The sequence below is a fragment of the Nocardia thraciensis genome, assembly GCF_054782435.1.
The window spans coordinates 17959-39976 of the sequence record NZ_BAAGSM010000020.1 but is presented as its reverse complement, the minus strand read 5'-3'; the positions used below and the strand labels follow the sequence as shown (position 1 = coordinate 39976).

The 22018-nt window shown below is 69.2% G+C and carries 18 protein-coding genes, 2 tRNA genes and 1 pseudogene; 11 read left to right on the top strand and 10 right to left on the bottom strand.

Annotation, left to right across the window (positions count from 1 at the left end):
• Positions 1 to 7: 7 nt before the first annotated feature.
• Positions 8 to 78, top strand: a tRNA-Cys gene (locus ACYVLQ_RS12580).
• 563 nt (positions 79 to 641) lie between these two features.
• On the opposite strand, the gene ACYVLQ_RS12575 is transcribed toward ACYVLQ_RS12580, so the two are convergent.
• Entirely contained in the window at positions 642 to 1949 is a 1308-nt protein-coding gene (locus ACYVLQ_RS12575; RefSeq protein ID WP_460697608.1) for a metallophosphoesterase, read from the bottom strand.
• Positions 1950 to 2126: 177 nt separating this feature from the next.
• The gene (locus ACYVLQ_RS12570; protein WP_460697607.1) at positions 2127 to 2735 is read right to left on the bottom strand and encodes a nuclear transport factor 2 family protein; all 609 of its coding nucleotides are present in this window, start codon (positions 2733 to 2735) and stop codon (positions 2127 to 2129) included.
• Positions 2736 to 2885: 150 nt separating this feature from the next.
• Between ACYVLQ_RS12570 and ACYVLQ_RS12565 the strand changes: the two genes are divergently transcribed.
• Complete coding sequence (locus ACYVLQ_RS12565) at positions 2886 to 3905, top strand: extracellular solute-binding protein (protein WP_460697669.1); 1020 nt, start codon at positions 2886 to 2888, stop codon at positions 3903 to 3905.
• Between the two features lie 20 nt (positions 3906 to 3925).
• Here ACYVLQ_RS12565 and ACYVLQ_RS12560 read toward each other — a convergent pair whose 3' ends face one another.
• Positions 3926 to 4495 carry a TetR/AcrR family transcriptional regulator gene (locus ACYVLQ_RS12560; protein ID WP_460697606.1) on the bottom strand — a complete coding sequence of 190 codons (570 nt, stop codon included), beginning with the start codon at positions 4493 to 4495 and terminating at the stop codon, positions 3926 to 3928.
• A gap of 95 nt (positions 4496 to 4590) precedes the next feature.
• Here ACYVLQ_RS12560 and ACYVLQ_RS12555 point away from each other — a divergent pair, with 95 nt between their 5' ends.
• Complete coding sequence (locus tag ACYVLQ_RS12555) at positions 4591 to 5511, top strand: zinc-binding dehydrogenase (protein ID WP_460697605.1); 921 nt, start codon at positions 4591 to 4593, stop codon at positions 5509 to 5511.
• On the opposite strand, the gene ACYVLQ_RS12550 is transcribed toward ACYVLQ_RS12555, so the two are convergent.
• Complete coding sequence (locus ACYVLQ_RS12550) at positions 5492 to 6004, bottom strand: hypothetical protein (RefSeq protein ID WP_460697604.1); 513 nt, start codon at positions 6002 to 6004, stop codon at positions 5492 to 5494. The genes ACYVLQ_RS12555 and ACYVLQ_RS12550 overlap by 20 nt on opposite strands.
• Before the next feature lie 165 nt (positions 6005 to 6169).
• Between ACYVLQ_RS12550 and ACYVLQ_RS12545 the strand changes: the two genes are divergently transcribed.
• Both ACYVLQ_RS12545 and ACYVLQ_RS12540 read left to right on the top strand, forming a co-directional pair.
• Positions 6170 to 8545, top strand: coding sequence for an MFS transporter (locus ACYVLQ_RS12545; RefSeq protein ID WP_460697603.1), 2376 nt, complete (start codon positions 6170 to 6172; stop codon positions 8543 to 8545).
• Between the two features lie 52 nt (positions 8546 to 8597).
• Positions 8598 to 9248 (top strand): TetR/AcrR family transcriptional regulator, encoded by a 651-nt coding sequence (locus ACYVLQ_RS12540; protein ID WP_460697602.1) that lies wholly within the window; start codon positions 8598 to 8600, stop codon positions 9246 to 9248.
• 21 nt (positions 9249 to 9269) lie between these two features.
• Here the strand turns inward: ACYVLQ_RS12540 and ACYVLQ_RS12535 are convergent, their stop codons facing one another.
• The 6 genes and pseudogenes from ACYVLQ_RS12535 to ACYVLQ_RS12510 form a co-directional block, all read right to left on the bottom strand.
• Positions 9270 to 10061 carry a thioesterase family protein gene (locus ACYVLQ_RS12535; protein WP_460697601.1) on the bottom strand — a complete coding sequence of 264 codons (792 nt, stop codon included), beginning with the start codon at positions 10059 to 10061 and terminating at the stop codon, positions 9270 to 9272.
• 153 nt (positions 10062 to 10214) lie between these two features.
• Positions 10215 to 10517 (bottom strand): phage holin family protein, encoded by a 303-nt coding sequence (locus ACYVLQ_RS12530; RefSeq protein WP_460697600.1) that lies wholly within the window; start codon positions 10515 to 10517, stop codon positions 10215 to 10217.
• Between the two features lie 216 nt (positions 10518 to 10733).
• A complete protein-coding gene (locus ACYVLQ_RS12525; RefSeq protein WP_460697599.1) occupies positions 10734 to 11333 on the bottom strand; it encodes an SGNH/GDSL hydrolase family protein in 600 nt (199 codons plus the stop codon).
• A gap of 321 nt (positions 11334 to 11654) precedes the next feature.
• A tRNA-Arg gene (locus ACYVLQ_RS12520) sits at positions 11655 to 11727 on the bottom strand.
• Between the two features lie 90 nt (positions 11728 to 11817).
• Positions 11818 to 12321, bottom strand: coding sequence for a DUF305 domain-containing protein (locus ACYVLQ_RS12515; protein ID WP_460697668.1), 504 nt, complete (start codon positions 12319 to 12321; stop codon positions 11818 to 11820).
• 22 nt (positions 12322 to 12343) lie between these two features.
• Positions 12344 to 12635: pseudogene (locus ACYVLQ_RS12510) on the bottom strand (DUF3105 domain-containing protein); the annotation flags it as partial.
• A gap of 55 nt (positions 12636 to 12690) precedes the next feature.
• On the opposite strand from ACYVLQ_RS12510, the gene argS reads away from it, so the two are divergent.
• The 6 genes from argS (at position 12691) to rho (ending at position 21601) form a co-directional block, all read left to right on the top strand.
• Positions 12691 to 14349 (top strand): arginine--tRNA ligase, encoded by a 1659-nt coding sequence (gene argS, locus ACYVLQ_RS12505; RefSeq protein ID WP_460697598.1) that lies wholly within the window; start codon positions 12691 to 12693, stop codon positions 14347 to 14349.
• 88 nt (positions 14350 to 14437) lie between these two features.
• A complete protein-coding gene (lysA, locus tag ACYVLQ_RS12500; protein WP_460697597.1) occupies positions 14438 to 15859 on the top strand; it encodes a diaminopimelate decarboxylase in 1422 nt (473 codons plus the stop codon).
• Positions 15856 to 17211 (top strand): homoserine dehydrogenase, encoded by a 1356-nt coding sequence (locus ACYVLQ_RS12495; RefSeq protein ID WP_460697596.1) that lies wholly within the window; start codon positions 15856 to 15858, stop codon positions 17209 to 17211. The genes lysA and ACYVLQ_RS12495 overlap by 4 nt, the downstream gene beginning before the upstream one ends.
• Positions 17208 to 18296, top strand: coding sequence for a threonine synthase (gene thrC / locus ACYVLQ_RS12490; protein ID WP_460697595.1), 1089 nt, complete (start codon positions 17208 to 17210; stop codon positions 18294 to 18296). The genes ACYVLQ_RS12495 and thrC overlap by 4 nt, the downstream gene beginning before the upstream one ends.
• A 25-nt stretch (positions 18297 to 18321) precedes the next feature.
• The gene (gene thrB, locus ACYVLQ_RS12485; protein WP_460697667.1) at positions 18322 to 19281 is read left to right on the top strand and encodes a homoserine kinase; all 960 of its coding nucleotides are present in this window, start codon (positions 18322 to 18324) and stop codon (positions 19279 to 19281) included.
• Positions 19282 to 19603: 322 nt separating this feature from the next.
• Positions 19604 to 21601: a transcription termination factor Rho gene (gene rho, locus ACYVLQ_RS12480; RefSeq protein WP_460697594.1), complete on the top strand. Its 1998-nt coding sequence runs from the start codon at positions 19604 to 19606 to the stop codon at positions 21599 to 21601.
• Positions 21602 to 22018 lie beyond the last annotated feature (417 nt).

The following is a 22018-nucleotide window of genomic DNA, read 5'->3' as shown; positions in this document are numbered from 1 at the left end:
TCACGATGCGAGTGTGCCTGAGTGGTTAGGGGGCGGTCTGCAAAACCGTGTACGCGGGTTCGATTCCCGCCACTCGCTCTGTGTCTTTGGCCTCCGCTTCGCTCCGGCGGGTTTTCGGCGCCCGGAGTCTCGAGTTTCGAGGGCCGCTGCTCGCTCCTTCGTCGCATGCGCAGCGGCCCTCGAAACTCGAGACGCGCCGAAAACCTCCCAGGTGTAGTCCTGAGGCTCTCGCTTCGCGGCCGGGGTTGGGAGCGTGTAGACCTGCGAGGGAACAGAGACGCTCTGCCCCCTGATTTCCCGTCGTCAGAGACGTTCTGCCTCCTGATTTCTCGTCGACACAGACGCTCAGCCTCCTGATTTCTCGTCGACACAGACGCTCAGCCTCCTGATTTCTCGTCGACACAGACGCTCAGCCTCCTGATTTCTCGTCGACACAGACGCTCTGCCCCCTGATTTCTCGTCGACACAGACGCTCAGCCTCCTGATTTCTCGTCGACACAGACGCTCTGCCCCCTGATTTTCCCGTCGACACAGACGCTCCACCCCCTAATTTCCCGTCGTCGCGGCCCCTAGGGCCGCGACGACGGGATCTCGGCCCGCTCCTGCGTCGCATTGTCTGGAGTGGGTCGGGGCGGAATTCGCTATGACAGGCCCGAGAAGTCGCGTAGGACAACGTGGTTGCGGTCGGACGTTGTTCCCAGGGTGTATTCGGGGAGTAGACCCAGGTATTCGGAGCGGGTGCGGGTGCTCCAGCGGCGGGACGGCTCCGTACGGGTCTTGTAGAAGGTGGCCATGTATCCGCCCTCGTAGAGGCGGATCAGGGTGTAGCCGCCGGGGTATTCCTTGATCGCGGCGACCTCCAGGAACTCCACGTGCAGCGGGAGGTCGGCGGGGCTGCGGCGGTTGCGGTGGGTGTGGCCGCTGTGGTGCAGGAAGACGCCGGGAGCCGACTGGTACAGCGTCTGCAGCCGGGTGGCGTCGGGGCGGTTCAGCACGAAACTCGGTCCGGCGATATTGGATACGGCCGCATCCTGGGTAACGGGATGGTGGCCGAATACCAGCGTCGGGCGGTCCGGATCCGAGCGCAGCAGCTCGCGCACTCGGTCGAACTGGACGGGGTCGATCCTGCCGCCCGCGGCGTCCAGCTCGGTGGTGTCCAGGCCCAGCAGGCGCAGGCCGCCCACCCGATGGTCGATCACATCGCCTCGGGCGGTGAAGGTTTCGCCCCAGCAGTCGTGGTGGTCGGCGTCGGCCACCGCCGGGCACCCGGCGTACTCGGCGCCGGTGTGCGGCCGGTCGTGATTGCCGCGGGCGGCGAACCAGTCACGGCCCGAAACACCCCACTTGTCCAAATAGGTTCGGACACCGCGGGTTTGGTCGGCCGTCGCCTCCGAGGTCAGGTCACCGGCCAGGATCAGCTGGTCGGCACCGCGGTCGGGGCGGCGCAGATCGTCGAGCAGCGCGGCCAGCATCACCTCCGGATACGGCGCCAGCCCGGGCTCCTGCCGTGCCCCCGGCGGCAGGTCGGCCGCGATCAAACCGCTCACCTCCTCGCCGAAATGCACGTCGTTGCAGAGCGCGACGGTGCGCAGCGGACGACCGGGCGGCGGCACCAGAGTCGTGAATTCCCCGGTACTTTCGGCGCTGGTGGGCATCCGGGTCACGACGTTCGGCGCGGGCACGGCGCGCACGCCGTCCGACCAGGCCTCGAACCGATAGGTGCGGCCCGGCTCCAGGCCGTCGATCTCCGCGTAGTGAAAGGGTGTGCGTTCCGAACCGGCGGGGAAGTGCGCGGTCGCGGGCGCCCGCGAATCCGCCGGCGCGAGCCGGACCTCCGTGCCCGCTGTCACAGGGGCCGGGGCACCACCCGCATCGGCTGCCAGCGTAGTCCAGGTCAGCACGACGGACGTGTCGGTGATCGTGACCACCTCGAGATCGGTGGCGATCATCGAATTCGTCTGTGCGCGAGCAGTTCCCGGCCGGGGGGCCGGTAGCAGCGGGACCGCGGCGGCTAGGCCGAGGGCCCGCAGCGCGCGACGCCGGTTCGGTCCGCAGCACGTCATCGCCAGCCCTCATCCGCGATCTCGCCGTTGGTACACCCTGTCCCGGCGACCGTATCAGGGCCGCTACCCGCCTTTCGCCGTGCACACCTTCCAGTCGCCGTCTTCCTTGCGCAGCTGCTCGGTGGTGGTATCGGCGCCATCGAGCTGGTCGCCGGACATCGACACGTCCAGCGTGCCGCGCACCCGCGCGGTGGCGCGGTCGCCGGTCACCGTGATGTCCTCGATCGTGTCGACGTGCGCGGAGAACGCGGTGCCGCCGATCGCCGCGCGCTCCTCGTCGGGCAGCTCCGCGTACTCGGCGCGGTCCTGGCGGCACGACTTGGCCATCGCGGCATCGGCGCCTTCGGCATCCAGCGTGCGGTAGAAGTCGCGGATCGCTACCTCGATCTTTTTCTCGTCCGAGGCGAGGGGGCCGATGCCCTGGCTGGTCAGCACCACGGCCGTCGCGGCACCCCCGCCCGCCACGATCATCGCCAGCAGCACCGCGGCCACGATCACGGCGGTGTGACGCTTGCGGTGTGGCGCGGCATGCACCCGCGCCGCACAGCCGTCCTCGTCCGATGGATAACCCTCCGGCGGGTAGTAACTCGGCGGCTGCTGTTCCGAATAGCCGTGAGATTGCTGTGGCTGGGGCCGTGGCTCGTACGGCTCCTCACCGGGTGGATAGGTCATGGCGCTCCCGTCATATACCCGCCGGTCTCGCCGGAACATTACGGCAAATCGGGCTCGAACCTCCGGGGCGCCACACCACGATCGACTGCGCACCGAGTACGGTTGGCCGACCTCACAGCAGCGAATTGTGGTTCGGAAGGATCCGTCATGATGTCGGCCCGTCGAAAACTGCTCACCGGTGCGATCGCGGCGCTCGGAGTGTTGGCGGCGACCACCGCGTGCTCGAGCGAGCCCGCCGACGACAACGAGATCCTCGTCTACAACGCTCAGTACGAGCCGCTGACCAGGCAGTGGGTGGACGCTTTCATGCGGGAGACCGGTATCAGGGTCACGTTGCGTAACGGCGACGACATCGATCTGGCGCGCCAAGTGGTGGCCGAGGACGCGGAGTCCCCGGCCGACGTGCTACTCACCGGGAACGCTCCGGTCATGGCGCTGGTCGACAGGTCCGGTCTGTTCGCCGATCTCGAGCCGCCCACCCTGGCCCAGGTGCCCGAACAGTACCGTTCGTCGACGGGGAGGTGGATCGGAACAGGCGCTCACGCAACGGTTTTCGACTACAGCGTCGCCGAGCTGCCCGCCGACCGACTGCCCGCCTCGCTGCTGGATCTGCAGCAACCCCAGTGGAAGGGACGCTGGACCATCGCGACCTCGGGCGCGGACTTCCAGGCGCTCGTGGCCGGCCTGCTGGCGCTGCGGGGCGAGCAGGATACCGCGGCGTGGCTGCGGGGGTTGAAGGACAACGCGGTGCCATCGGGGATCGCCGTCGCGGCGATGAAGCGGGTCGACAACGGTCAGGTCGACGGCGGCGTCATCTCCCACGACGACTGGTATCGCGATCAGGCCGCGGTCAGGGAGAACAGCGGCAATACCGCACTGCACTACTTCCGGAACCAGGATCCGGGCGCCTTCGTGTCGATTTCCGGTGCGGGAGTGCTGAAGTCGAGCAAGAGGTCCGCGGCCGCGCAGCGGTTCGTCCACTTCGTCACCGGTCGGATCGGTCAGGAAGTGCTGCAGCGGAGCGATTCTTGGGCATATCCGGTCGGAGCCGGCGTGCCCGCGAACCCGGCGCTGCCGCCGCTGGACAGCCTGGCGGCGCCGCGCATCGATCCGAGCACCTTGGATGCCGAGCGGGTGATCCGGCTGACGACCGAGGCGGGCTTGCGGTAGGAGCCTCGCGGTGCCGGTGACTAGGCCTCGAGCAGCCGCACCGCCATATCCTGCATGGACCTGGTGAACCGCCGCGGGTCCTCCGGCGTGGTCACGTGGCGGACCAGGTCGCCGTCGAACGCGGCGAGCAGGGCGTGGGCCAGGAAATCCGAATCGGTCCCGGGCTGCTCCGCCGTGTACAGGGTCTGTATGTGCCGATGCCAGAACTGGTAGCTGGGGTCATCGAATTTATCTGCGGCACAGGCTTGTTCGTGTGCCGTCAGCAGGACGGCATTGCCCTCCGCGATGGCGCCGAGGGCGTCGAGAAAGGCCAGTAGCCGCGCCCGGGCCGGGGCGCCCGGGCCCAGCGGTGGCGGGCCCGAGGTGACCGCCTCTCGCAGTTCCCGGGACCGCTCCTCGAGCAGAGCCTGTAGCAGTCCGGCGCGGCTGCCGAACCGCCGGAACACGGTGCCCTTGCCGACGCCGGCGAGCGCCGCGACGCGGTCCAGTGACACCCGATCCCCGCCGCCCTCGGCCAAGAGCTGCTCGGTGGCGCGCAGCACCGACCGCCGGTTGCGGGCCGCGTCGGCGCGTTCGCGCTGCTCGGTCATGCACACCTCCGCTGAAACGGACTGATGGTCCGAATCATGCTACTCTCGCTGAATCGGACTATTGGTCCGCTTAGGTTCGAGGAGGTCTCATTGTCATGCGTGCACTCGTAGTCGAGCCGAATGCGCCGGGATCGTTGCGGCTGGGCTCCGCGCCCGAGCCCGAACCGTCGCCCGGGCAGGTCGTGGTCGAGGTCCGGCACTTTTCGCTCAATCGCGGCGAGGTGCTGTTCGCCGGGCGCAGACCGGAGGGGACCGTTCACGGTTACGACGCCTCGGGTGTCGTAGTGCAGGCAGCCGCTGACGGATCGGGACCGGCGGCCGGAGCGCGGGTCGCCGCGTTCGGTGCGGGCGCTTGGGCGGAGCGGATGGCGGTGGACACCACCGCGGTGGCCCCCGTGCCGGACGGCGTGGATCTCGGTGACGCCGCGGCGATTCCGATGGCGGGCGTCACCGCGCTGCGGACGCTGCGGTCCCGCGACATCCTGGGCCGCCGGGTGCTGATCACGGGCGCCGCGGGCGGTGTCGGCCGCTACGCGATACAGCTGGCGGCGCTGGGCGGCGCGGAGGTGATCGCGTCGGTGGGGTCGGCCGCCCGGGGCGCGGGCCTGCCCGATCTGGGTGCGGCGCAGGTCGTGGTCGGCCTGGACGGTATCGATCGGCCGGTCGACCTGATTCTCGACAATGTGGGCGGTGCGCAACTGGCCGCCGCCTGGGAGCTGCTGGCGCCCGGGGGTGCGGTCCAGAACATCGGCTGGGCCTCCGGCGATCCCGCCGTCTTCGAGCCCTACTCCCTGTTCTTCGTCGGCCCCGCCAAGACGATGAGTACTTTCGGTGACGTCCGCGAAGTGGGGCCCGACCTGGCTACGTTGCTGAACTTCGCTGCGGCGGGGCGGCTTTCGGCCGAGGTGGACTGGCGCGGCACGTGGGACCGGTTGCTCGAGGCCCGCCGCGCGCTCGTCGACCGCCGGATCGCAGGCAAGGCCGTGCTCGAAATCCCTACCGGCGCACCGGGCTGACGCCGAGGCGGTAGTGATAACGGCTGGTCGGGATCACGTCGAGATCCTGGCCGGCCCCGAAGGCGTTGACGCTGTCCAACATTCGGCCCGCGCGGCGCCGTAGTTCCGCATCGTCGCCACCGCTGCCCCAGAACGCGTGCTGGTCGGTCATGGCGGTCATGGGGAGCAACTCCTCGACCACCGCGTCGACGCGGCGGCCCGGGGTGATCGCGGCGACGACGGTGTTCTGCACATAGCCGAACGTCGCCTGGGTCTCGATGGCGACGGCCGTGTGCGTGTCCCGCCAGTGGCGCAGCCAGTCCGCGCGCTCGATGGACGGCGGAATCCGCAGCAGCGCGATATTGGCCAGCGCGTCGCAGCGCACGCCGTCCTCGGTCGGTGGCGGCTCGAGCGGCAGATGTCGGGCAGTGGTCGATGCGGCGCGGCTCTGGGCTACAGGAGCGCCGAGGCCCGGTTGGTACGCCGTGCCTCGAGGCCCACCGTGGTGGTTCACGGTCCGGCCGTCGAGCGGCTGGCAGATCGGGCGGCATCAACGGTTGGCGAGTTCGGCGACGAGGGTGAGATCACAGTAGCGATCCGGAGAAGCTTCTCCGTTTCCTGTTAGGGTCTTGAACCGGAGGATTGCTCCGGTTCATCTCGTGGCTAGGAACCGTTACCCATGGCACTGGTCAAAACGCGCCCGCACTACAACGTCGTCTTCGCGGTGCTACTGCTCGGAATATCCGCATACGCACTGCTGCAGTCGATGGTGGTGCCGGTCCTGTCGATCCTGATACCGGCGCTGCACACCGACCAGAACACCGCGACCTGGTTGATGACCGGCTACCTGCTGTCCGCCTCGGTCGCCACCCCGATCCTCGGGCGGATCGGCGACAAGGTCGGTAAGGAGCGCATGCTCGTCGTCACGCTGGTCGCGCTGGCGGCCGGCTCGCTGCTCGCCGCGCTGACCGACTCGGTGGGCGTGATGATCGTCGCGCGCGTCATCCAGGGCCTGGGTGGCGGCGTGATCCCGTTGGCGTTCGGCATCATTCGCGACGAGTTCCCGGCGCGGAAGCTGCACGGCGCGGTGGGCATCGCCTCGTCGCTGATCGCGGTGGGTTCCGGCGTGGGCTTGGTGCTGGCCGGTCCGATCGTCGACCACCTGGACTATCACTGGCTGTTCTGGGTGCCGATGATCATCACGACGATCGCCGCCGTCGCCGCGGTGGTGTTCGTCCCCGAATCTCCGATGCGCAGTGAGGGCCGGATCAATTGGGGCGCGGCGCTGTTGCTGTCGGCCTGGCTGGTCGCACTGCTGCTCGCGGTGAGCAAGGGGCCCGCGTGGGGCTGGGGTTCGGGAATCACGCTCGGCCTGTTCGCTCTCGCGGTGGTCTGCCTCGTCGCGTGGATCCTGGTCGAGGTGAAATCGCGCACACCGCTGATCGATATGCGGACGATGCGCGTCCGGGCGGTGTGGACCACCAATCTGGTGGCCGTGCTGACCGGCGCGGGCATGTACGCGATGATGACCTTCCTGCCGCAACTGCTGCAGACACCGAAAGACCTCGCGGGCTACGGCCTGAGCGCCAGCATCACACAGTCCGGGCTGTACATGCTGCCGCTGTCGGTCGCCATGTTCGTCATCGGCCTCACCATCGGGCCGCTGTCCGCGCGGATCAGTCCCAAGTTCATCGTGCTGATCGGCACCGCTCTCACGGTCCCGGCCTTCGCGATGCTGGCGCTCGGGCACAACCAGAGCTGGCAGGTGTATGTGGCGGGCGCCCTGCTCGGGGTAGGGATCGGCATGGCGTTCTCATCGATGCCCGCCATCATCGTCGCGGCCGTGCCGCCCGCCCAGACCGGCGCGGCCACCGGCATGAACGCGAACGTCCGCACGGTCGGCGGCGCGATCGGCAGCGCGATCTCCTCTGTCATCCTGACTTCGGGTACGCACACCGACCACGGATTGCCCGCGGACTCCGGGTATTCGAACGTCTTCTGGTTCCTGGGCGGTATCGCCGTCCTGTCGGCGGCCGCGGCCGTGATCGTCCCGACCGTCCGGGCGCACGACCCGCAGGCTACGACGGAGGTCGAAAGCCCCGCCCTGGTCCCGGCGGGAGTGGGTGCGCCTCCGGCGAACGGCCGAGCCGGGAGCGCGGCGCCGGCCGGGGCCGAGATATGGGGCGCCGCAACGACATCCGGCCACGCTGCCACTGTCGTGCGGGGCGATGACCGCGCCGTGCCGGGTGCCGGTGGCGATGACGACATTATGTCGGACCTCGGGGTCCTGTCGATCACCGGTTGCATCCGGCGCGAGAACGGCCTGCCCGTGTCCGGCGTGGCGCTCACGCTGATCGACCAACGCGGACATCAGGTTTCGCGGGCGACCGGTGACGCCGACGGTGGTTACCGCATCGAGGCACCGGCTGCGGGTGGCTATGTGCTGATCGCGTCGGCACACGGCCATCGGCCGGTGGCGGTCAATGTCGGTGCCGGATCGCGACCGCGGTACGTGGACCTGACGCTGTCGAGTTCCGGTCAGCTGTCGGGCTCGGTGCGCCGGGTAGGCGGGGCACCGGTGGCGGGTGCGACCGTCACTGTGACCGACGCGCGTGGGGAGGTCGTCGGGGCGGCGGTCGCCGGCGAGGATGGTGGCTATGTCTGCCGCGGCGTGCCCTCGGGCACGCACACCGTGGTCGTCGTCGCCAAACACCAGCGTCCGCACGCTGCGACCCTGACCGTGCCCGAGAGTGGATCGCTGCGCTACGACGCGGAACTGGATCCGATGGCGACCCTGGCCGGAGCGGTGCAGGCCGAGGGGCGCGTGGTGCCGAACGCGCAGGTGACGGTGCTGGACGAGACCGGCGCCCTGGTCGCCACCGCGCACACCGACGACGGTGGGCGCTACCTGGTGCCCGATCTGCCCGCCGGTGAGTATGTCGTGGTCGCACGCGGGTACCCCTCGGTGACCAGCAGCGTGGCGGTGTCCGGCAGCGAGATCACCCACGACGTGGAACTCGGCTACGACGAGGCGATGCGGCTGCCCGTGCGGTGACCCGGGTGCCGTAGGTTGACTCACCATCCCGCAGGAAAGGAGTCGGCCCACGATGACGCCACCCGAACCGTCGGAGCGCCCCGGTGGCCGCCCGGTGCGCCGCGACGTCCTGCGCAATCGGCAGCTGCTGCTGGAGGCGGCCCGGGAGGTCTACGCGGAGCAGGGGCTCGACGCCGGGGTCGAGGAGATCGCGCGCCGGGCTGGGCTGGGCATGGGCACCCTGTATCGGCATTTCCCCACGAAGAAGGATCTCCTGCTGACACTGCGGCAGGAGATCCTCGCCGATATCGCGAGCCACGGCTCCGCCGCGGCGGCCGAGCAGCCACCCGGGCTCGGGCTGGAGGCCTGCCTGTGGAGCATCTGCGCCGAGATTCAGTCGCATCACCGTGACCGCGAATTGCTCTGGCAGACTTATCCTTTGGATGAAGATCCCGGCAGGCCGCAATTCTGGGCGATGATCCGATCGCTGTTGTACGAGGCTCGAGAGGCAGGTCAGGTCCGCGAAGACCTGACCTTCACCGACCTCTTCCTCTGTGTCCTGTCGGTGCGCGGTCTGATCAACGCCACCGCCGACCGCGCCCCGGACGCCTGGCGCCGCCACCTCGCGCTGCAATTGGCCGGATTCCGTCCGGGCGCACCGGCTTTGGAGTTCCCACCCACTGACGAATCACTGGTGGTCCCGGGCTTGACCAGGCCCGAGTAGGCCAGTGACGAGTTCGGGAATCTACCGGTCGGCGAGCAGCAGGGTCTGGACGCTGCGGCCGACCGCGCCCTTCTCGTCGTAGATGCGCGACTCCGCCAGCCCGATGCCACCGCGGTCGGGGTAGGTGATCGCGTCGAGGCAGATCCATTCGCCGACCGGTTCGCGGTGCAGGGTGACGGTCAGGTCGGTGTTGATGAAAAGGTAACGGTCCCAGTCCAATGTGGCGCTCACGCCGCTGGCCGCATCGGCCGCGGCGAGCGTGCGCTCCCACGGGCCGGGGGTGGTTCCGGCGACGACGGGCTGGCGCAGGCGAAACCAGCACACCGCGGGCCCCGGCGCGGTGAAACTGCCTGTGACGAAGCGAAAGTCGATGCTGGTGTGGTAGCCGACCGGCTGCTCGGAGGGGAAGCGCGTATTGCCGCTGCCGGTTTCCGGTCCGGGGTGGTTGCCGGTGGGCAACACCTCCTGGGGAAGGTCCAGTTCCGGTTCCGCCTGCCGGAGCCGCCAGGCGGTCGCCTTCATCACCGGCCCTTGCTCGGAACTCAGCGTGGCTTCGATCAATTCGACGCTGCGCCCGGAGCGCACGACGCTCGCGTCGACGGTCAGCGCGGCGATCGGCACCGGCCCCAGGATCTCCACCGCCAGCCTGCCGATCCGGAAACCGTTCCGCGGCTCGCACCGCTCGATGACGTGCGCGAGCAGCGCGGACGGCGGGCCCGCGTGCTGGGCGTGGGGCGACCACGGCCCCCGTGTCAGTTCCGTGGATTCGAAGCGGTTCGGATTCGCCGGGTCGGGTAGGTAGTAGGCATCCATGGTGAGGTGAGCCTACGACGCACCGCGTCCGAGCCGGTGCGGGGGCGGTCGTGGTCGGCTACCGATGCGTGCCGACCTTCGCGGCCACCGTGCGTGCCAGGCGCGTGCGGCTCAGTTGCCACATGCCGAGGAGCGCCGCGATACCGGCGGGCATCAGCATCGCCGAGGAGCGATCAGCGGCGACGTCCAGTGCGGCATCCAGCGGTCCGATAGCTCGGCGAGACCCGCGGTCAGGTACACCGACCCGTAAACCGTTGCCACGAGGGCGAATCCGAGCAAGACAGCGGCCAGACCGATGCGGCGCAGCTCCGCGAACAGGTAGGAGCGCAGGCGTCGCAGGCGCGGACCCGGTCGTGCCGCCGAGTGGCGCAGTGCCTGCTCGACCGGAATGCGCACCCCGCCGATCCGCGCATTCCGGTCGGCTCCGTGACCCTTGCCGCAGGTGGCCGTCTTCATACCGATGTCGCTTTCTCGGCTGGCGGCGCGATTCCTGGCCCCGGCACCCTCATCGAGCTGGCCACCCGCTTCGCCCCCCGATGCCGCCGTTCGCGCCGTGGACGGTCTTGCCGAGCGCATGCTCGCACCGGGCGGCCCGGCGTGAGATCCCGTGCGGCCCGGCGTCATCCGTCCCGGAGACGATGACCGGTTCCCGGCGTGCATCGCCCCCAGGGGTTATCCGTTCAGTGCGGCGGCGACCACCGTGGCGATGTGCGTCTGTCCGGTCGTGTTGGCGTGCAAGGGAACCGAGGGCGTGTAGGGGAACGGGCCCTCGACCCAGTTGGTGCCCGGTGGCTGGCACATGTCGTGCCCGGTGAGGGCGAAGTTGTCGGCGAATCGGGCCGCGTGCGTCGTCGCCACCGTGCGCAGGGTGTCGGTGATCCGTTGTATGCCACCGTGATCGGTGAGGCCGTAGCAGCCGCCACCGGGCGGCAGGTAGCGCAGGTAGGTGGTGACGACGACGGTGGCTCGAGGTGCGCGCGCGTGAATGCCGTCGAGCACCGCGCCGACATTGCCGCGTACGGTGTCGAGCTGCTCCGCGGTGAGGGTGTTGATATTCGTGGCGCCGACGTCGTTGGCTCCGATGGTGATCGTGACCAGATCGGTGTCGGCGGTGAGTGCCTCGAACTGGGCCGGATTGGGCGGCCCGACCCGCACCGGCTGCGGCGCGGCCATGTGCGCGGTCTGCGCACCCGCACAGCTGACGTCGACGAAGTCGGCGACGCCCAGGGTGCGGGCGAGCACCGAGGGATAGTTGTCCGCGACCGCAGGCACCCCGGAGAGCTACCCGGCCGCAGCCGGTCCAGCGTCCCCACGGCTGCCGCCGAATCCCCCAGGGCGACATACTTTCCGTAGGCGGGCGCCGCCTCCGCGGGCCCGGCGGTGAGCGACAGGGCCAGCATCGCGGTTACCGAGCCGAGCACACGGCGGCGCACAGCGGGCATCGAAGTCTCCTCATCGATGGATTGCTCGCGGACGAGCCGACGGACTCCCGCGACTCCGACATTCTGCCCCGAATGCGCCGGGCAAGCGCTCGAGCCTTGAAACGCAAGGAGCCCTGACCGATGCTGCGCTGGTCAGGGCTCTCTCAGTGTGTGCCCTCGGCAGGAATCGAACCTGCGGCCTTCTGCTCCGGAGGCAGACGCTCTATCCCCTGAGCTACGAGGGCGGGGTGGACCCTCTCGGTTTCGTGTCCGATCGGGCCGGGAAAGCGTATCGCATCCGGCCGCGTGCGCCAAAAAGTGGGCTGAGCGGGGTGTCAGCGGAGGGGGAGGGGGATGGCGCCGCGAGCGGCCAGCATTTGGGTTATGAGCTGTATCTCGCCCTGTTGGGTGGCGGCCATGCTGGTGGCCAGCGAGCGTACCGCGTCGGTGTCCGCGCGGGTCGCGGCGTAGTCGGTCATCGGGATGCCGCCCCGGTGGTGCCGCAGCATGAGTTGGACGAACAGTGTGTCGAGCGCGGGGCCGGTGGAGCGGCGCAGCTGCTCCACCTCCGGTGCGCTCGCCATGCCCGGCATCGACGGCGTCGGTCCCGCGTGCCGCGTGCCGTGGTCGTGCCCGCCGGTCGACTCGGTCATCCGGCCCATGTAGCCGTCCGGGTTCACCGTCGGCTTGTCCCACAGCTGCAGCCAGCCCTGCATCCGACCGGCCTGGTTCTGCTGCGTGGTGAGGATGTCGTAGGCCAGTCGCCGCACGTCGGCGTCGCTGCCGCCGAACAGCTCCAGCCCGGCCATCTGCACCGCTTGGGCGTGGTGCACGGACATGTCCTGGCAGAACCCCGTGTCGAGACCTTCAGCTGATGCCCCCACGCCTGCAGGGCGATCGGCGCGTCGAGGCCCGGACAGGGCGACATCAACATGGCGGGCTGCCCCTGCACCTTCCGCTTCAGCGTGTCGGCCGCGGCGCCGTCGATCCGGTCCGGGTCGTAGGCGATCCACACCGCGCCGTGCTCGAGCGAGTGCACCGCGTTCTCGGCGCGGATGGGCTTGGCGTAGACCACGCCGGTGCAGTTCGCCCACGAGGCGTCGTGCGGGCCGCCCATCGGCGGGCTCTGGTCGTAGGCCACCCGCTGCCCGGGCCGGGCAGGTGCCCGCTGACGCCGCCCACCTGCTCGGACCATAGGATAGAGACTCGTGACTCCAGCTGACCTTGCGGACCTCCTTCGTGCTACCGCGGCGAAGGTGCTCGTCGAACGTGGATCGGACCCTGCGGTCCTGCCCGACGAGGTCAAGGTGGAGCGTCCCCGCAACCCGGAACACGGTGACTATGCCACGAACGTGGCCATGCAGGTGGCCAAGAAGGCGGGATTGAACCCGCGGGAATTGGCCGGGCTGCTCGCCGAGGCGCTGTCGGCGACCGAGGGGATCGACTCGGCGGAGGTCGCGGGCCCGGGCTTTCTGAACATCCGCCTGGCCGCCGCCGCACAGGGCGCGATCGTCGAACAGGTGCTGGCCGCGGGCGCGACGTACGGCACGGCTACCACGCTGGCGGGCCGGAAGATCAACCTGGAGTTCGTGTCCGCCAACCCGACCGGGCCGGTCCACCTCGGCGGCACCCGCTGGGCCGCGGTCGGCGACGCCCTGGGCCGCATCCTGGCCGCGCAGGGCGGCGACGTCACGCGCGAGTACTACTTCAACGACCACGGCGCGCAGATCGACCGGTTCGCCAACTCGCTGGTGGCCGCGGCCACGGGCGCGCCGACGCCCGATGACGGGTACGCGGGCGCCTATATCGGCGAGATCGCCGCCCGGATCGTCGCCGAGCACCCCGGCGCGACCGAACTGCCGGAAGCCGAACGGCACGAACTGTTCCGGCGCCAGGGCGTCGACCTGATGTTCGCGCACATCAAGCAGACGTTGCACGACTTCGGCACCGACTTCGACGTCTACTTCAACGAGAGCTCGCTGTTCGAGTCGGGCGCGGTGGAGCGGGCGGTCGATGCCCTCAAGGCCTCCGGCGACCTGTACGAGAAGGACGGCGCCTGGTGGATCGCCAGCTCCGAGTACGGCGACGACAAGGATCGCGTCGTCATCAAGAGCGACGGCAAGGCGGCCTATGTCGGCGGTGACATCGCCTACTACCAGAACAAGCGCGACCGCGGCTTCGACCTGTGCATCTACATGCTCGGCGCCGACCATCACGGTTACATCGGCCGGTTGAAGGCGATCGCCGCCACCTCCGGCAACGATCCCGACACCGTCGAGGTGCTCATCGGCCAGATGGTGAATCTGGTGAAAGACGGTGTGGCCGTCCGGATGTCGAAGCGCGCCGGGACCGTGATCACGCTGGACGACCTGGTCGACGCGATCGGCGTCGACGCCGCCCGGTACTCGCTGGTGCGGTCGTCGGTGAACTCCGGCATCGACATCGACCTCGACCTGTGGACGACGCAGGGCAGCGAGAACCCGGTCTACTACGTGCAGTACGCGCACGCGCGCACCTGCCGCATCATCGAGAACTCGGCCGCGTTCGGATTCGATTCGGTGACACCGGATCTCGGCCTCATGACCTCCGAACGGGAGGGTGATCTCATCCGGACCCTCGGCGAGTACCCGCGGGTGGTGGCGACGGCGGCCGAGATGCGTGAACCGCACCGTGTCGTGCGCTACCTGGACGAACTGGCGGGCGTGTACCACCCCTTCCAGTCCGACGACGATATGCGCGTGCTGCCCAAGGGCGACGACCCGGTGACGCCGCTGCACGCCGCGCGCCTCGAACTGGTCCGGGCGACACGTCAGGTCTTGTCGAACGGCCTTTCCCTGCTGGGTGTTTCGGCTCCGGAGCGCATGTGAGAACCGTGGCCCCACCTACATGCACGACGTCGCCACTCGATCCCGGCCTGCGCCGGGACGCCTGGGGAGCCGACAGGAAGGAACTACCGTGAGCGCGCATCCCGCCGGTCCCCGGCATGCCGAGATTCCGCACGCCCCGAATCTGCCGGAACGCCCCGCGGATCCGAAGCAGCTGATCGACCTGCCCGCGAACGTATGGCCGCGCAACGCTTCTCGCGATGCCGACGGAGTGGTGCGGCTGGCCGGGGTGCCGGTCACCGAGTTGGCGCGACAGTACGGCACGCCGCTGTTCGTGGTGGACGAGGACGACTTCCGGTCCCGGTGCCGGGACATGCTGCGTGCCTTCGGCGACACCGCGCGAGTGCACTACGCCTCCAAGGCGTTCCTGTGTGGTGAGGTCGCGCGCTGGGTGCGCGACGAGGGGCTGTACCTGGATGTCTGCTCCGGCGGCGAGCTGGCCGTGGCGCTGCACGCCGGATTCCCGGCTCGACGAATCGCGTTGCACGGCAACAACAAGTCGGTTCCCGAGCTGGAGGAGGCGGTCGCGGCCGGGGTCGGTCACGTTGTTGTCGACTCGCTGTTCGAGATCGATCGGCTGGAGGCGGTGGCCGGTCGCGCGGGCATCGTCCAGGATGTCCTGGTGCGGGTCACCGTGGGCGTGGAAGCCCATACGCACGAATACATTTCGACCGCGCACGAGGATCAGAAGTTCGGTTTCTCGATCGCGGGCGGCGATGCCATGGAGGCACTGACGCGGGTATTCGAGGCGCAGCACCTGCGGCTGGTCGGCCTGCACAGCCACATCGGCTCTCAGATCTTCGAGATCGACGGCTTCGAGATCTCCGCCCGGCGCATGCTGCGGCTGCTGCGCGACGCCATCGACAAGTTCGGCGTCGAGCGCACCGAGCAGATCCACACGCTGGATCTCGGTGGCGGGCTTGGTATTTCGTATCTGCCCAGCGATGATCCGCCGCCGCTGGACGACTTCGCCGACAAGGTGCGCGATCTGGTGGCGAGCGAGGCCGCCCAGATCGGACTGGCCACACCGGAGATCGCGGTGGAACCGGGACGGGCCATCGCCGGGCCGGGCACCGTAACGCTGTACGAGGTCGGCACGACGAAGGATGTGACCCTCGACGCGGGGGCCCAGCGCCGCTACGTCAGCGTCGACGGCGGCATGAGCGACAACATCCGGCCCGCGCTGTATCAGGCGGACTACGACTGCCGTCTGGTGTCGCGGTCCACCGACGCCGCGCCGGTCGTCGCACGCGTCGTCGGAAAGCATTGCGAGAGTGGCGATATCGTCATCCGCGACACCTGGATCCCGGCGGACGTGGGCCCGGGCGATCTGGTGGCGGTGGCGGCCACGGGCGCCTACTGCTACTCGATGTCCAGCCGCTACAACATGCTGACGCGTCCGGCCGTGGTGGCCGTGCGCGACGGGCAGGCGCGGCTGATTCTGCGTCGGGAGACGGTAGGCGACTTGTTGAGCTTGGAGGTGGAAGCATGACCGAGGTTCTGGGGCAGGCGCGAGCCGGAGGTTTCGGACCCGACCATCCGATCGGCGTCGCGGTGCTCGGCATGGGCAACGTCGGCACCGAGGTGGTCCGGATGCTGCGTAACCACGCCGACGACCTGCGCGAACGGGCGGGTGCGCCGGTCGTGCTGCGCGGGGTGTCCGTGCGCCGCGTCGGCGTCGACCGCGGCATTCCCGAGGAACTGCTGACCACCGACGCCGAGGCCCTTGTCGCCCGCGACGACGTGGACCTCGTGGTCGAGGTGATGGGCGGCATCGATCCGGCCCGCAAACTCATTCTCGCCGCGCTCAACGCCGGTAAGTCCGTGATCACCGCGAACAAGGCGCTGCTGGCCGACTACACCGGCGAACTCGCCGCGGCCGCCGAGCGCAGCCGCGCCGACCTGTACTTCGAGGCCGCGGTCGCGGGAGCGATCCCGGTGGTGCGCCCGCTGATCCAGTCGCTGTCCGGCGACAGGGTCAATCGGATCATCGGAATCGTCAACGGCACAACGAATTTCATCCTGTCGGCGATGGACGAGACCGGCGCGGACTACGACCTCACGCTGAAGGAGGCCACCCGCCTCGGCTACGCCGAGGCCGATCCGACCGCCGACGTGGAGGGCTACGACGCCGCCGCGAAGGCCGCGATCCTGGCCTCGCTGGCCTTCCACACCCGCGTCACCGCCGCCGACGTCTACCGGGAGGGCATCTCCCGGATCACCGGTGAGGATCTCGAGACCGCCGATGCTGTCGGTTGCACCGTCAAACTGCTGGCAATCTGCGAGCGGATCGCCGGCGACCCGTCCCCCGACAAGGGCGGCAAGGAGCGGGTGTCGGTCCGGGTGTACCCCGCCCTGATCCCGCGCAAGCATCCGCTCTCGGCGGTCGACGGGGCCTTCAACGCCGTGGTCGTGGAGGCCGAGAACGCGGGCCGCCTGATGTTCTACGGCCAGGGCGCCGGCGGCGCGCCGACCGCCTCCGCGGTCATGGGCGATCTGGTGATGGCGGCACGGAACAAGTTCTACGGTGGTCGCGCACCGGGCGAATCGGTTTATGCTGAGCTACCGATCGCGCCGATCGGGGACACCCCCACCCGTTACCACGTGAACCTGAAAGTCGCCGACCGCACCGGGGTGCTCCAAGCGGTGGCGGGCGAATTCGCGAAGCACGGCGTCAGCATCTCGACGGTCCGCCAGGAGGGACAAGACGAGGGCGCCCGGCTCGTCGTGGTCACCCACCACGCGGAGGAGTCGGCGCTGGCCGATACCGTGGCAGCGCTCGCCGAATTGGAGTCCGTCACGTCCGTGACCAGCGTCTTGAGATTGGAAGGCACCGAAGAATGAGTACAGGAGTGCAGCCGGCGGCTGTGCACACTCCCTGGCCCGGATTGATCGCCGCCTATCGCGACCGGCTCGCGGTCGGCGCCGACTGGGAGCCGGTGACGCTGTTCGAGGGCGGCACCCCGCTGGTACCCGCGCATCACCTGTCGGAGCTGACCGGCTGTGAGGTCCATCTCAAGGTCGAGGGACTCAACCCGACCGGTTCCTTCAAGGACCGCGGCATGACCATGGCGATGACCGACGCCAAGGCTCGCGGCCAGAAGGCCGTGCTGTGCGCCTCCACCGGCAATACCTCGGCCTCGGCCGCAGCCTACGCCACCCGAGCGGGCATGCACTGCGCGGTGCTCATCCCGCAGGGCAAGATCGCGATGGGCAAGCTGGCCCAGGCGGTCATGCTGGGCGCCAAGATCATTCAGGTGCAGGGCAACTTCGACGATTGCCTGGAGCTGGCGCGCAAGGTGACCGCGGAATTCCCCGAGGTCGGCCTGGTCAACTCGGTCAACCCGGCCCGCATCGAGGGACAGAAGACCGCGGCGTTCGAGATCTGCGACGCCCTCGGCCGGGCCCCCGACGTGCACGCGCTGCCGGTCGGCAACGCGGGGAACATCACCGCGTACTGGAAGGGCTACAGCGAGTACCACGCCGACGGGGTCACCGCTGTGCGCCCGCGCATGCTGGGCGTGCAGGCCGCCGGGGCGGCGCCGCTGGTCAGCGGCTCCCCGGTGAAGAATCCGGAGACCATCGCGACCGCCATCCGGATCGGCGCCCCGGCCTCGTGGAACAGCGCGGTGGCCGCGCAACAGGAATCCGGCGGCGCCTTCCGGGCCGCCACCGACGAGGAGATCCTCGCCGCGTACCGGCTGATCGCGAGCACCGAGGGCGTGTTCGTCGAGCCCGCCTCGGCCGCGAGCGTGGCCGGTCTGCTGGCCGCCCGCGCGGAGGGCTGGCTGGACGCCGGGCTCACCGTGGTGTGCACGGTGACCGGCAACGGCCTCAAGGACCCCGACACCGCACTGTCGGGGATGCCGGAAGTCCAGGCGATCCAGGTCGATCCGGTCGCGGTCGCCCACGAGCTCGAGCTGGCCTGAGTTGAGTTCGCGCGAAGGCCAGGTCATGGCGCGGACCCTGCCCGCCGGTATTTCGGTGACGGCGCGGGTGCCCGCGTCGAGCGCGAATCTGGGCCCGGGTTTCGATTCGCTCGGAATCGCCCTGGGTCTTTATGACGAGATCGTGGTGCGCACGACCGACTCCGGGCTTACGATCCGGGTGGAGGGCGAGGGTGCCAACGATGTACCTTGGGGCCCTTCACATCTCGTGGTGCGAGCGATCGAAAGGGGGTTGGAATCGGCGGGCGTCTGGGCCGACGGCCTGGATGTGTTGTGCCGCAACGTGATTCCACATTCGCGGGGATTGGGGTCCTCCGCGTCGGCAGTGGTGGGCGGGTTGGCCGCGGGCCGCGGCCTGGCCCGCGAGTTCGATCCCGAGCTGGCCGGTGACGATGCCGAATTGGTGCAGCTCGCTTCGGAATTCGAGGGTCATCCGGACAACGCGGCCGCGAGCGTGCTGGGCGGCATCGTGGTGTCGTGGACCGAAACCGGTAGTCCGGCGGACACCGGCGTGAACGGACAGTCCGACCACCACCATCGCCTTTACCGCGCGGTGCGGCTGGATCCGCATACCGCGCTGCGGGCGACCGTGCTGGTTCCCGAGGAGCGTTCCTCGACCGCGCACACCCGCGGCCTGCTGCCCGAGCTGGTTCCACACGGTGACGCGGCGTTCAACGCCAGCCGTGCGGCGCTGGCGGTAGTTGCCTTGACGCAGCGTCCTGACCTGCTGCTACCGGCCACGGCGGACCGCCTGCACCAGGGTTACCGGTCGTCGGCGCTGCCGCTGACGACGGCGTGGATCGCCCGGCTGCGGGAGGCCGGAATCGCCGCCACCGTCTCGGGCGCCGGGCCGACGGTGCTGGCCCTGCACACCGGAGAATTCCCTGGTGAGCTGCGTCAACAGGCCGCCGCGGACGGCCTGCGCGTGGTGCAGCCCGCCATCTCCGACGGCGTGCGGGTGGTTTGACGGCGTGCCTGCCTTGCTGAGCTGACCAGTGGGAGCTATCCTGAGCGAGTCCGTACATCGTGCGCGTCAGTCGCCGGTGCTTCATCAGGGCAATCGCTCCAGCAGGCTCCTTGCTCAGGCTCGGAACCCGGGTCTCGGACGTCGGGGACAGCAACTGGAATGATCACTCCCACCTTTGTGAACCGGTGGCTGTGACCAGGTGGTTGATGGCCGCCGGTCCGGCGGGGCAGGCGATACGGCATCCGAGTTCGGCGCAATGACCGGACTTCGGTACGGAACCCTCGAATAAGCACACGGCAATCGAGGGAAGGAAAGGATCTCCGTGACAGATACGGACCTGCTCGCGACCCCCGGGGTGGATACCGATGCGCGCACCTCGGGCCGCGAAAGTGACTCCGGACAGATTTCGAAGATGAGCGAACAAACCGACGTCGCACGATCGGGGCTGACTGGAATGTTGTTGCCGCAGTTGCGTGCGCTTGCCGGAGAACTCGGTATCCGAGGGACTTCCGGGATGCGTAAAGGCGATCTGATCGCCGCCATCAAGGAAAATCAGGCCTCCGGGTCGGGAAAGCCGACGCGTGAGACCAAGACCGCGGACGCCCGGGACGAGGCGAAGTCCGCGGCTGGAGAGGCGCCGAAGGCCGGTGGGGAGTCCGGCTCGACGAAGGCCGAGGCCACCAAGACCGAATCCGGCGGTAAGTCGGGATCGGCCGAGCAGCAGACGCTGGACGGCGTCGGCGCGGACAAGCCCGCCGAATCGAAGAGCGCCGCGTCGGATTCCGGCGAGGACGGCGGCCGCGAGGGCGGCCAGCGGGGCCGGGGTCGGCAGCGCCGGGGGCGCGAACAGCGTTCCGGCGCAGCGAATGCCGAGGCCGAGGCCAAGGGCGGCGACGCCAAAGCGGAGACCAAGGGGTCCGAGGCCAAGGCCGCCGATTCGAAGCCCGACAGCGAGGCGAAGCCGGAGCAGGAGCAGGGCGACCGCCGCCGCGACCGCAATCAGGGCGGCCAGAACCAGAACAGCCAGAACGGCAACCGCGGTGACAACCGCGGCGACGACGAGGAGTCGGGCCGCGGGCGGCGGGGTCGCCGCTTCCGCGAGCGCCGTCGCGGCCGCGACCGCGAGGGTGGCGGCGGTGGCGGCGAGAGCCGCGATGTCGAGATCCGCGAGGACGACGTCCTGCAGCCGGTGGCCGGGATCCTGGACGTGCTCGACAACTACGCGTTCGTGCGCACCTCCGGCTACCTGGCCGGGCCGAACGACGTGTACGTCTCGATGAACCTGGTCCGCAAGAACGGCCTGCGCCGCGGCGACGCCATCACCGGTGCGGTGCGTGCGCCCCGCGAGGGCGATTCGAGCAATCAGCGGCAGAAGTTCGATCCGCTGGTGCGGCTGGACACCGTCAACGGCGCCGATATCGACAGCGCCAAGCGCCGCCCGGACTTCAACAAGCTGACCCCGCTGTACCCGAATCAGCGGCTGCGGCTGGAAACCCAGCCGAACAAGCTGACCACGCGCGTGATCGACCTGATCATGCCGATCGGCAAGGGCCAGCGCGCGCTGATCGTCTCGCCGCCGAAGGCTGGTAAGACCACGATCATGCAGGACATCGCGAACGCGATCGCGGTCAACAACCCCGAGGTCTACCTCATGGTGGTGCTGGTCGACGAGCGTCCGGAAGAGGTCACCGACATGCAGCGCACCGTGCGCGGCGAGGTGATCGCCTCCACCTTCGACCGCCCGCCGGGCGACCACACCTCCGTCGCCGAGCTCGCGATCGAGCGCGCCAAGCGACTGGTGGAGATGGGGCAGGACGTGGTCGTGCTGCTCGACTCGATCACCCGACTGGGCCGTGCCTACAACAACTCGTCCCCGGCGTCGGGCCGCATCCTCTCCGGCGGTATCGACTCGACCGCGCTGTACCCGCCCAAGCGGTTCCTCGGCGCGGCGCGCAATATCGAGAACGGCGGCTCGCTGACGATCATCGCCACCGCCATGGTGGAGACCGGTTCGACCGGTGACACGGTGATCTTCGAGGAGTTCAAGGGCACCGGCAACGCCGAGCTGAAGCTGGACCGCAAGATCGCGGAGCGGCGCGTGTTCCCGGCGGTGGATGTCAACCCGTCCGGTACGCGTCGCGACGATCTACTGATGAACCCGGACGAGGCGGCGGTCATTCACAAGCTGCGCCGGGTGCTGTCCGGCCTGGACTCGCATCAGGCCATCGATCTACTGATCGACCGGTTGAAGAAGACCAAGAACAACCTCGAGTTCCTGATGACGGTCTCCAAGACCGCCCCGGGCCAGCTGGAGGACTAGCGCCCCAGGCATCGCATTCCCGGCACGCCGAGGTATCCCATTCCCGGCATGCCCAGGCATCGCATTCCCGGCACGCTTTTGGCCGGGACCTCACGGCGGCTCCGTTTCGGCGGGGCCGCCGCGGTGTTGTCGGGGAGAAGAACACGAACCCGATCAGTGTCGCGCCGAGGATCAGGAGCACCAGGATCAGCGCGGTCGCCGAGGTGATGCCGCCCGTCGGAACGGTGTGGGCGGTGTACTCGAGTTCGGGTGTACCGGGTTGTGGGGCGGCGGCGGGGTGTGGTCGCTCGCCCGGCGCCGCCAGCCATCCGATTCCGGCTGTCAGTGCCAGTGCGGCCAGCACCGTACCTGCCGCAATGCGGGCCGCGTGCCTACCCCCCGGCAGCGCGCGGCGCCTCGAGCGCGTCGGGTCTCTCC

Bases quoted from the DNA above. Each gene is read 5' to 3' on its own strand.
- ACYVLQ_RS12555 (WP_460697605.1), top strand. From the start codon at position 4,591: ATGCGTGCACTCGTAGTCGAGCCGAATGCGCCGGGATCGTTGCGGCTG.
- ACYVLQ_RS12540 (WP_460697602.1), top strand. From the start codon at position 8,598: ATGACGCCACCCGAACCGTCGGAGCGCCCCGGTGGCCGCCCGGTGCGC.
- thrC (WP_460697595.1), top strand. From the start codon at position 17,208: ATGAGTACAGGAGTGCAGCCGGCGGCTGTGCACACTCCCTGGCCCGGA.
- ACYVLQ_RS12560 (WP_460697606.1), bottom strand. From the start codon at position 4,495: ATGACCGAGCAGCGCGAACGCGCCGACGCGGCCCGCAACCGGCGGTCG.
- ACYVLQ_RS12530 (WP_460697600.1), bottom strand. From the start codon at position 10,517: ATGAAGACGGCCACCTGCGGCAAGGGTCACGGAGCCGACCGGAATGCG.
- ACYVLQ_RS12535 (WP_460697601.1), bottom strand. From the start codon at position 10,061: ATGGATGCCTACTACCTACCCGACCCGGCGAATCCGAACCGCTTCGAA.
- ACYVLQ_RS12545 (WP_460697603.1), top strand. From the start codon at position 6,170: ATGGCACTGGTCAAAACGCGCCCGCACTACAACGTCGTCTTCGCGGTG.
- ACYVLQ_RS12495 (WP_460697596.1), top strand. From the start codon at position 15,856: ATGACCGAGGTTCTGGGGCAGGCGCGAGCCGGAGGTTTCGGACCCGAC.
- thrB (WP_460697667.1), top strand. From the start codon at position 18,322: ATGGCGCGGACCCTGCCCGCCGGTATTTCGGTGACGGCGCGGGTGCCC.
- ACYVLQ_RS12565 (WP_460697669.1), top strand. From the start codon at position 2,886: ATGTCGGCCCGTCGAAAACTGCTCACCGGTGCGATCGCGGCGCTCGGA.
- ACYVLQ_RS12515 (WP_460697668.1), bottom strand. From the start codon at position 12,321: ATGTCCGTGCACCACGCCCAAGCGGTGCAGATGGCCGGGCTGGAGCTG.
- ACYVLQ_RS12575 (WP_460697608.1), bottom strand. From the start codon at position 1,949: ATGATCGCCACCGATCTCGAGGTGGTCACGATCACCGACACGTCCGTC.
- ACYVLQ_RS12570 (WP_460697607.1), bottom strand. From the start codon at position 2,735: ATGACCTATCCACCCGGTGAGGAGCCGTACGAGCCACGGCCCCAGCCA.